The 7,046-nt window shown below is 72.0% G+C and carries 7 protein-coding genes; all 7 read left to right on the forward strand.

Features of this window, described 5'->3' with window-relative positions:
* The first annotated feature begins 1 nt into the window (after position 1).
* The 7 genes from mltG (at position 2) to ABZ016_RS41985 (ending at position 6,887) form a co-directional block, all read left to right on the forward strand.
* Positions 2–1,687, forward strand: a complete 1,686-nt coding sequence (gene mltG, locus ABZ016_RS41955; RefSeq protein ID WP_356922057.1) for an endolytic transglycosylase MltG — start codon at positions 2–4, stop codon at positions 1,685–1,687.
* A gap of 10 nt (positions 1,688–1,697) precedes the next feature.
* Positions 1,698–2,525 carry a shikimate dehydrogenase gene (locus ABZ016_RS41960; protein ID WP_356922058.1) on the forward strand — a complete coding sequence of 276 codons (828 nt, stop codon included), beginning with the start codon at positions 1,698–1,700 and terminating at the stop codon, positions 2,523–2,525.
* A 51-nt stretch (positions 2,526–2,576) separates the two neighbouring features.
* Entirely contained in the window at positions 2,577–2,927 is a 351-nt protein-coding gene (locus ABZ016_RS41965) for a hypothetical protein (RefSeq protein WP_356922059.1), read from the forward strand.
* A gap of 144 nt (positions 2,928–3,071) precedes the next feature.
* Entirely contained in the window at positions 3,072–4,256 is a 1,185-nt protein-coding gene (gene aroC / locus ABZ016_RS41970; protein WP_356922060.1) for a chorismate synthase, read from the forward strand.
* A complete protein-coding gene (locus tag ABZ016_RS41975) occupies positions 4,253–4,765 on the forward strand; it encodes a shikimate kinase (RefSeq protein WP_356922061.1) in 513 nt (170 codons plus the stop codon). The genes aroC and ABZ016_RS41975 overlap by 4 nt, the downstream gene beginning before the upstream one ends.
* Positions 4,762–5,853, forward strand: a complete 1,092-nt coding sequence (gene aroB / locus ABZ016_RS41980) for a 3-dehydroquinate synthase (RefSeq protein WP_356922062.1) — start codon at positions 4,762–4,764, stop codon at positions 5,851–5,853. The genes ABZ016_RS41975 and aroB overlap by 4 nt, the downstream gene beginning before the upstream one ends.
* 161 nt (positions 5,854–6,014) lie before the next feature.
* Positions 6,015–6,887 carry a Pro-rich N-terminal domain-containing protein gene (locus ABZ016_RS41985; RefSeq protein WP_356922063.1) on the forward strand — a complete coding sequence of 291 codons (873 nt, stop codon included), beginning with the start codon at positions 6,015–6,017 and terminating at the stop codon, positions 6,885–6,887.
* Positions 6,888–7,046 lie beyond the last annotated feature (159 nt).

Genomic DNA, 7,046 nt, shown 5'->3' on the forward strand with positions numbered 1-7,046 from the left:
GATGACTGAGTATGGCCGGGGCCAAGGCTCCGAACCGTGGCATCCGGAGGACCCGTTGTACGGGGACGGCGGATGGGGAGGACAGCAGGCCCACCAGGACCAGCAGTCCCCCTACGGCGGCCAGCCGCAGCACTACCCGGAGCAGCAGCAGTACGGCGACTGGGGCACCGGCGAACAGGCCGGATACGGTCAGGCCCAGCAGCAGCATCAGCGGTACGGGCAGGGCCAGTACGACCAGCAGCAGTACGACCAGCGGCACTACGACCCGCAGTACGCCGCCCAGACGCAGCAGGGCTACGACTCCGGCACCTGGGCCACCGGCTCGCACGGCCAGGTCCCCTACCCGCCGGACCCGGCCGACCCCTACGGGCAGCAGGCCGCCTCGTACGGCGGGGACCAGCGCGACTACTACGGAACGCCGGACGCCTATCCGCCGCCCGAGCCACCGAGCCGCCGGAACGCGGAGCCGGAACCGCCCGAGACCGACTGGGACCCGGGGCCCGACCAGGGCGAGCACGCCTTCTTCGCGGGCGGCGACGACGAGGACGACGAGCCGGGGGACCGCCGCGGGCGCGGCGACGATCAGCGGGGCCGTGGCGGCAAGCCCAAGAAGCGCCGCAACGGCATGGCCTGCCTTCTGGTCGCCTTGGTCCTCGGCGGAGGCCTCGCGGGCGCGGGCTGGTTCGGCTACCAGTTCTACCAGGATCGTTTCGGCGACGCCCCGGACTTCGCGGGCGACGGCAGCGGGCAGGAAGTGTCCGTCGAGATCCCGGAGGGCGCGGACGGTTACGCGATCGGACGGGCGCTGAAGTCCGCGGGTGTCGTCAAGAGCGTCGACGCCTTCGTCTCGGCCCAGGCCGACAATCCCGACGGCCGGACCATCCAGGCCGGCGTCTACACGCTGCAGAAGCAAATGTCCGCCGCCAGTGCGGTCGAACTGATGCTCAGCCCCGAGAGCCGCGACAACCTCATCATCGCCGAGGGCAAGCGCAATGCCGACATCTACCGGCTCATCGACAAGCGGCTGAAGGTCGAGGACGGCACCACCGCCGCGGTCGCCAAGAAGGACTACAAGAAACTCGGCCTCCCCACCTGGGCCCAGAACCACCCGGGCGTCAAGGACCCGCTGGAAGGGTTCCTCTATCCGTCCAGCTACGGCGTGAGCAAGGGCCAGAAGCCCGAGGACGTCCTGAAGCAGATGGTCCGGCGGGCCACCGCGACCTACGAGAAGCTCGGTGTGGAGAAGAAGGCCCAGAGCCTCGGACTCGAGGACCCGTGGCAGCTGGTCACCGTCGCGAGCCTCGCCCAGGCCGAGGGCACGAGCCACGACGACTTCCGCAAGATGGCCGAGGTCGTCTACAACCGGATGAAGCCCGGGAACCCGCAGACCAACGGCATGCTGGAGTTCGACTCCACCTACAACTACATCAAGAACCAGAGCAAGATCGACCTGAGCCTGAGCGAACTGCGGAACTACGACAACCCGTACAACACGTACTTCCACAAGGGACTGCCGCCGGGGCCGATCGACAACCCGGGCGAGGAAGCGATCAAGGGCGCCCTCAGCCCGACGGACGACGGCTGGTACTACTTCATCTCGCTCGACGGCAAGACCAGCAAGTTCACGAAGACGAACGCCGAACACCAGAAGCTGGTGGACCAGTTCAACGCCTCGCGGAACAACTGAGGAACCCCTGATGGCCGCACCCCGCCGGGCCGCCGTGCTCGGTTCTCCGATCGCGCACTCCCTCTCCCCGGTCCTGCACCGGGCCGCCTACCAGGAGTTGGGCCTGGCCGGCTGGACGTACGACAGGTTCGAGGTCGACGAGGCCGGACTGCCCGGGTTCCTCGAGACGCTCGGCGCCGAGTGGGCGGGGCTCTCGCTGACCATGCCGCTGAAGCGGGCCGTGATCCCGCTGCTCGACGGGATCAGCGACACCGCGGCCTCGGTCGACGCGGTCAACACCGTCGTCTTCACCGAGGACGGCCACCGGACCGGCGACAACACCGACGTCCCCGGCATGGTCGCGGCGCTGCGCGAGCACGGCATCGACAAGGTCGACGCCGCCGCGATCCTCGGCGCGGGCGCCACCGCCTCGTCCGCGCTGGCCGCGCTGGCCCGGATCTGCCCGGGCGAGATCGCCGTGTACGTGCGCAGCGAGGCCCGGGCCGCCGAGATGCGGCAGTGGGCCGAGCGGCTGGAGATCACGGTACGCATCGCCGACTGGGCGGACGCCGAGCAGGCCCTGCGCGCGCCCCTGGTGATCAGCACCACCCCGGCCGGTGTCACCGACGCCCTGGCCCGGTCCGTGCCGGAGCGCCCGGCGGCCCTCTTCGACGTGCTCTACGACCCCTGGCCGACCGACCTCGCGGCCCGCTGGTCGTCGTACGGCGGGGCCGTCGTCAGCGGTCTCGATCTGCTGGTGCACCAGGCTGTGCTCCAGGTCGAGCAGATGACGGGGCTGGCCCCGGCCCCCTTGGACGCCATGCGAAAAGCGGGCGAGCGCGCCCTCTCGGCCCGCTAGGATCCGCTCTCGGTTCCGCAGGGGGCGGAACAGGGGAGGGGAACGTACGCCATGTCCACAGGCCTGCCGCAGGCTTCCGTGAAGTCCCAGATATTCGAGGCCCTGCTGGGTTTCCTGCCCGGCTGGGTGCAGATCACGGTGATCGCCCTGATCGTGCTCGCCGTCGCGGCGTCCTGGGCCGTGAAGATCAAGCGCAAGATCGCCTACCGCCGCGCCGTCCGGGGCGGACAGCCGGTCCACGCGGCAGCCCAGTACGGACAGGGGCGCGGAGCGGACTACCTGGGGGAGTACGCGCCGCGGCCGGCACAGCCCGCGGCGCAGCAGAGCGGCGCCGACTTCCTGGGCGCGTACGCCCCGCAGCGGCCCGGCACCGACGGCCCGGCCCCGGGCACGTCCGCCTGATGGACCGGCGGCCGGACGCAGGGGCGGGGCATGGGAGGATCGGAGGTGGCGTACCGGGGTCCGAGCACCCGGTCAGGCCGTAGCCGTACGCGATGGCATGCGTACGCTGGGCAGTAAGCAGGCCGCGAAAACTGAGGAGCACCGTTGAGCAGGTTGCGCTGGCTGACCGCGGGGGAATCCCACGGTCCCGCACTCGTCGCGACGCTGGAGGGCCTTCCCGCCGGCGTGCCGATCACCACGGACATGGTGGCGGACCATCTCGCGAGGCGGCGCCTGGGCTATGGGCGCGGTGCCCGCATGAAGTTCGAGCGGGACGAGGTCACCTTCCTCGGCGGTGTCCGGCACGGCCTCACCCTCGGCTCCCCGGTCGCGGTCATGGTGGGCAACACCGAGTGGCCCAAGTGGGAACAGGTCATGGCGGCCGACCCGGTCGACCCGGAGATCCTCGACGGGCTCGCCCGCAACGCCCCGCTGACCCGCCCGCGGCCCGGCCACGCCGACCTCGCCGGCATGCAGAAGTACGGCTTCGACGAGGCCCGGCCCATCCTGGAGCGGGCCTCCGCCCGTGAGACCGCCGCCCGGGTGGCCCTCGGCGCGGTGGCCCGGTCGTACCTCAAGGAGACGACCGGCATCGAGATCGTCAGCCATGTCGTCGAGCTCGCCTCGGCGAAGGCGCCGCACGGCGTGTACCCGACCCCGGCCGACGTCGAGAAGCTGGACGCGGACCCCGTGCGCTGCCTGGACGCCGACGCGTCGAAGGCGATGGTCGCGGAGATCGACCAGGCCCACAAGGACGGCGACACCCTCGGTGGCGTGGTCGAGATCCTGGCGTACGAGGTGCCGGTGGGGCTGGGTTCGCACGTGCACTGGGACCGCAAGCTGGACGCCCGGCTCGCCGGTGCCCTCATGGGCATCCAGGCGATCAAGGGCGTCGAGATCGGCGACGGCTTCGAGCTGGCGCGGGTGCCGGGTTCCCAGGCGCACGACGAGATCGTGAACACGCCCGAGGGCATCCGTCGCGTCTCCGGCCGCTCCGGCGGCACCGAGGGCGGCCTGACCACCGGCGAGCTGCTGCGCGTCCGCGCCGCGATGAAGCCGATCGCGACCGTGCCGCGCGCCCTGCAGACCGTGGACGTCACCACCGGTGAGGCGACGCAGGCCCACCACCAGCGCTCCGACGTGTCCGCCGTGCCGGCCGCCGGCATCGTCGCCGAGGCGATGGTCGCCCTCGTCCTCGCCGACGCCGTCGCGGAGAAGTTCGGCGGCGACAGCGTGACCGAGACCCGCCGCAACGTGCGGTCCTACCTCGACAACCTGGCCATCCGATGAGCCCTCTGATCGTGCTCGTCGGCCCGATGGGCGTGGGCAAGTCCACCGTCGGGCAGCTGCTGGCCGAGCGGCTCGGCACCGGCTACCGGGACACCGACGACGACATCGTGGCCGCACAGGGCCGGACGATCGCCGAGATCTTCGTCGAGGAGGGCGAGTCCGCCTTCCGTGCGATCGAGAAGCAGGCGGTGCGCGCGGCGCTGGACGGGCACGACGGGGTGCTGGCCCTGGGCGGCGGTGCGATCCTCGACCCGGACACGCGTGCCCTGCTCGCCGGCCACCGCGTCGTCTACCTGGCGATGGACGTCGAGGAGGCGGTCAAGCGGACCGGCCTCAACGCCGCCCGGCCGCTGCTCGCGATCAACCCGCGCAAGCAGTGGCGCGAGCTGATGGAAGCCCGCCGGCACCTGTACGAAGAGGTCGCCACGGCCGTCGTCGCCACGGACGGCCGGACGCCCGAAGAAGTCACCCGAGCGGCGCTCGACGCACTGGAGTTGAAGGAAGCATGAGCGAGGCAGTGACGCGGATCCAGGTCGGCGGCACCGCGGGCACCGATCCCTACGAGGTCCTGGTGGGCCGTCAACTCCTGGGCGAGCTGGGGGGACTGATCGGAGCCAAGGCCAAGCGGGTCGCGATCGTCCACCCCGAGGCGCTGGCCGAGACCGGCGACGCGCTGCGCGCCGACCTGGCCGAGCAGGGCTACGAGGCGGTCGCCATCCAGGTGCCCAACGCGGAGGAGGCCAAGACCGCGGAGGTCGCCGCCTACTGCTGGAAGGCGCTCGGCCAGTCCGGGTTCACGCGCACGGACGTCATCGTCGGGGTCGGCGGCGGCGCGACCACGGACCTGGCCGGGTTCGTGGCCGCCACCTGGCTGCGCGGGGTGCGCTGGATCGCGATCCCCACCACCGTCCTCGCCATGGTCGACGCGGCCGTCGGGGGCAAGACCGGCATCAACACCGCCGAGGGCAAGAACCTGGTCGGCTCCTTCCACCCGCCCGCGGGTGTGCTCTGCGACCTGGCCGCGCTGGACTCCCTCCCGGTCAACGACTACGTCTCCGGGCTCGCCGAGGTCATCAAGGCCGGCTTCATCGCCGACCCGGTGATCCTGGACCTCATCGAGTCCGATCCCGCGGCGGCGCGCACCCCGGCCGGTCCGCACACCGCCGAGCTCATCGAGCGCTCCATCCGGGTCAAGGCCGACGTGGTGTCGTCCGACCTGAAGGAGTCGGGCCTGCGCGAGATCCTCAACTACGGCCACACCCTCGGCCACGCCATCGAGAAGAACGAGCGCTACAAGTGGCGCCACGGCGCGGCGGTCTCGGTGGGCATGCACTTCGCCGCCGAACTGGGCCGCCTGGCCGGCAGGCTGGACGACGCGACGGCGGACCGCCACCGCACCGTCCTGGAAGCGGTCGGCCTGCCGCTGCACTACCGCCACGACCAGTGGCCCAAGCTGCTGGAGACCATGAAGGTCGACAAGAAGTCCCGCGGCGACCTGCTGCGCTTCATCGTCCTCGACGGTCTGGCCAAGCCCACGGTCCTGGAAGGGCCCGACCCGGCGGTGCTGCTCGCCGCGTACGGAGAGGTGGGGCAGTAAGTCCCACGGCGCGCCTTCCGCCCGAAAACGCCTTACACGGCGGGCACTTCGGGCCGCCCTCGGCCGTTCACACAACAATGACCGGGGGCGGTACCGTTCGGTAGCGGCGGGTCCGCCCCGCTGTCAGCGCCCATCGCCTGTACGAGACGGAGTGGCACCGGATGCAGCACGCAGTGGGTTCTCCGCTGCCGCCGCCCCACCAGTCGGGGCACGGACCGGCCGTCGGCTGGTCGCCGGCCGCACACCACCCGGGCCCGCAGCACCCGGGCGCGCCCCAGGGCTCCGCGCCCGTGCCTCCGCCGCCCCCGGCGCCGGGATACCCCGCGCCACCGCCCGGCCCCACTCCCCATGCCCCGGCTCCGCAACCGGCCTCTGTCCCTCCCGTGCCGGACACCACCGGTCATGTGCCGCTGCCGCCGGGCGGCCCGGTGGGCGTGCCCAGTCCGCCGCCCGCCGCGATGGCGCCCGATCCCGCCGGTACCACGCTCGCCGTCCTGCTCATCGGGCCCGCCGGGGCCGGGAAGACCAGCGTCGCCAAGTACTGGGCGGACCACCGCCGGGTCCCCACGGCCCACATCAGCCTCGACGACGTACGCGAGTGGGTCCGCTCCGGCTTCGCCGACCCACAGACGGGGTGGAACGACAACTCGGAGGCGCAGTACCGCCTCGCCCGCCGCACCTGCGGCTTCGCCGCGCGCAACTTCCTGGCCAACGGCATCTCGTGCATCCTCGACGACGCGGTCTTCCCCGACCGGCCGGTCGTCGGCCTCGGCGGCTGGAAGCGGCACGTGGGGCCGGGGCTGCTGCCGGTCGTCCTTCTTCCCGGGCTGGACATCGTCCTGGAACGCAACGCGGAGCGCTCGGGCAACCGGCGGCTGACGGACGAGGAGGTCGCCCGGATCCATGGGCGGATGGCCGGGTGGTACGGATCCGGGCTGCCGATCATCGACAACTCGCAGCTGGACGTCCCGGAGACGGCGCGGGTGCTGGACGATGTGCTGGCCAGGTCCATCGCCAGTCCGCCGCAGTGGTAGCCGGCCGGGTGGTGCACTGACCCGGCGTTCGCTGTGTGCTGGGCGTCACTGCCCGGGCCGGGCGTTGCGCAGCCCGGCGCTGCGGGGTGCCGCTGCGCCCACCCTCCCCCAAGCTCTCGGCTTCGCTCGAGCAGGGGGGACCCCCATCGCCCCAGCGGC

Source organism: Streptomyces sp. NPDC006372 (genome assembly GCF_040612515.1).
Taxonomy (GTDB): Bacteria; Actinomycetota; Actinomycetes; order Streptomycetales; family Streptomycetaceae; genus Streptomyces.

What these genes read in the sequence shown, in the direction of transcription:
- mltG (WP_356922057.1), top strand. Translation starts at nt 2, where the DNA reads ATGACTGAGTATGGCCGGGGCCAAGGCTCCGAACCGTGGCATCCGGAG.
- ABZ016_RS41975 (WP_356922061.1), top strand. Translation starts at nt 4,253, where the DNA reads ATGAGCCCTCTGATCGTGCTCGTCGGCCCGATGGGCGTGGGCAAGTCC.
- aroB (WP_356922062.1), top strand. Translation starts at nt 4,762, where the DNA reads ATGAGCGAGGCAGTGACGCGGATCCAGGTCGGCGGCACCGCGGGCACC.
- ABZ016_RS41960 (WP_356922058.1), top strand. Translation starts at nt 1,698, where the DNA reads ATGGCCGCACCCCGCCGGGCCGCCGTGCTCGGTTCTCCGATCGCGCAC.
- ABZ016_RS41985 (WP_356922063.1), top strand. Translation starts at nt 6,015, where the DNA reads ATGCAGCACGCAGTGGGTTCTCCGCTGCCGCCGCCCCACCAGTCGGGG.
- ABZ016_RS41965 (WP_356922059.1), top strand. Translation starts at nt 2,577, where the DNA reads ATGTCCACAGGCCTGCCGCAGGCTTCCGTGAAGTCCCAGATATTCGAG.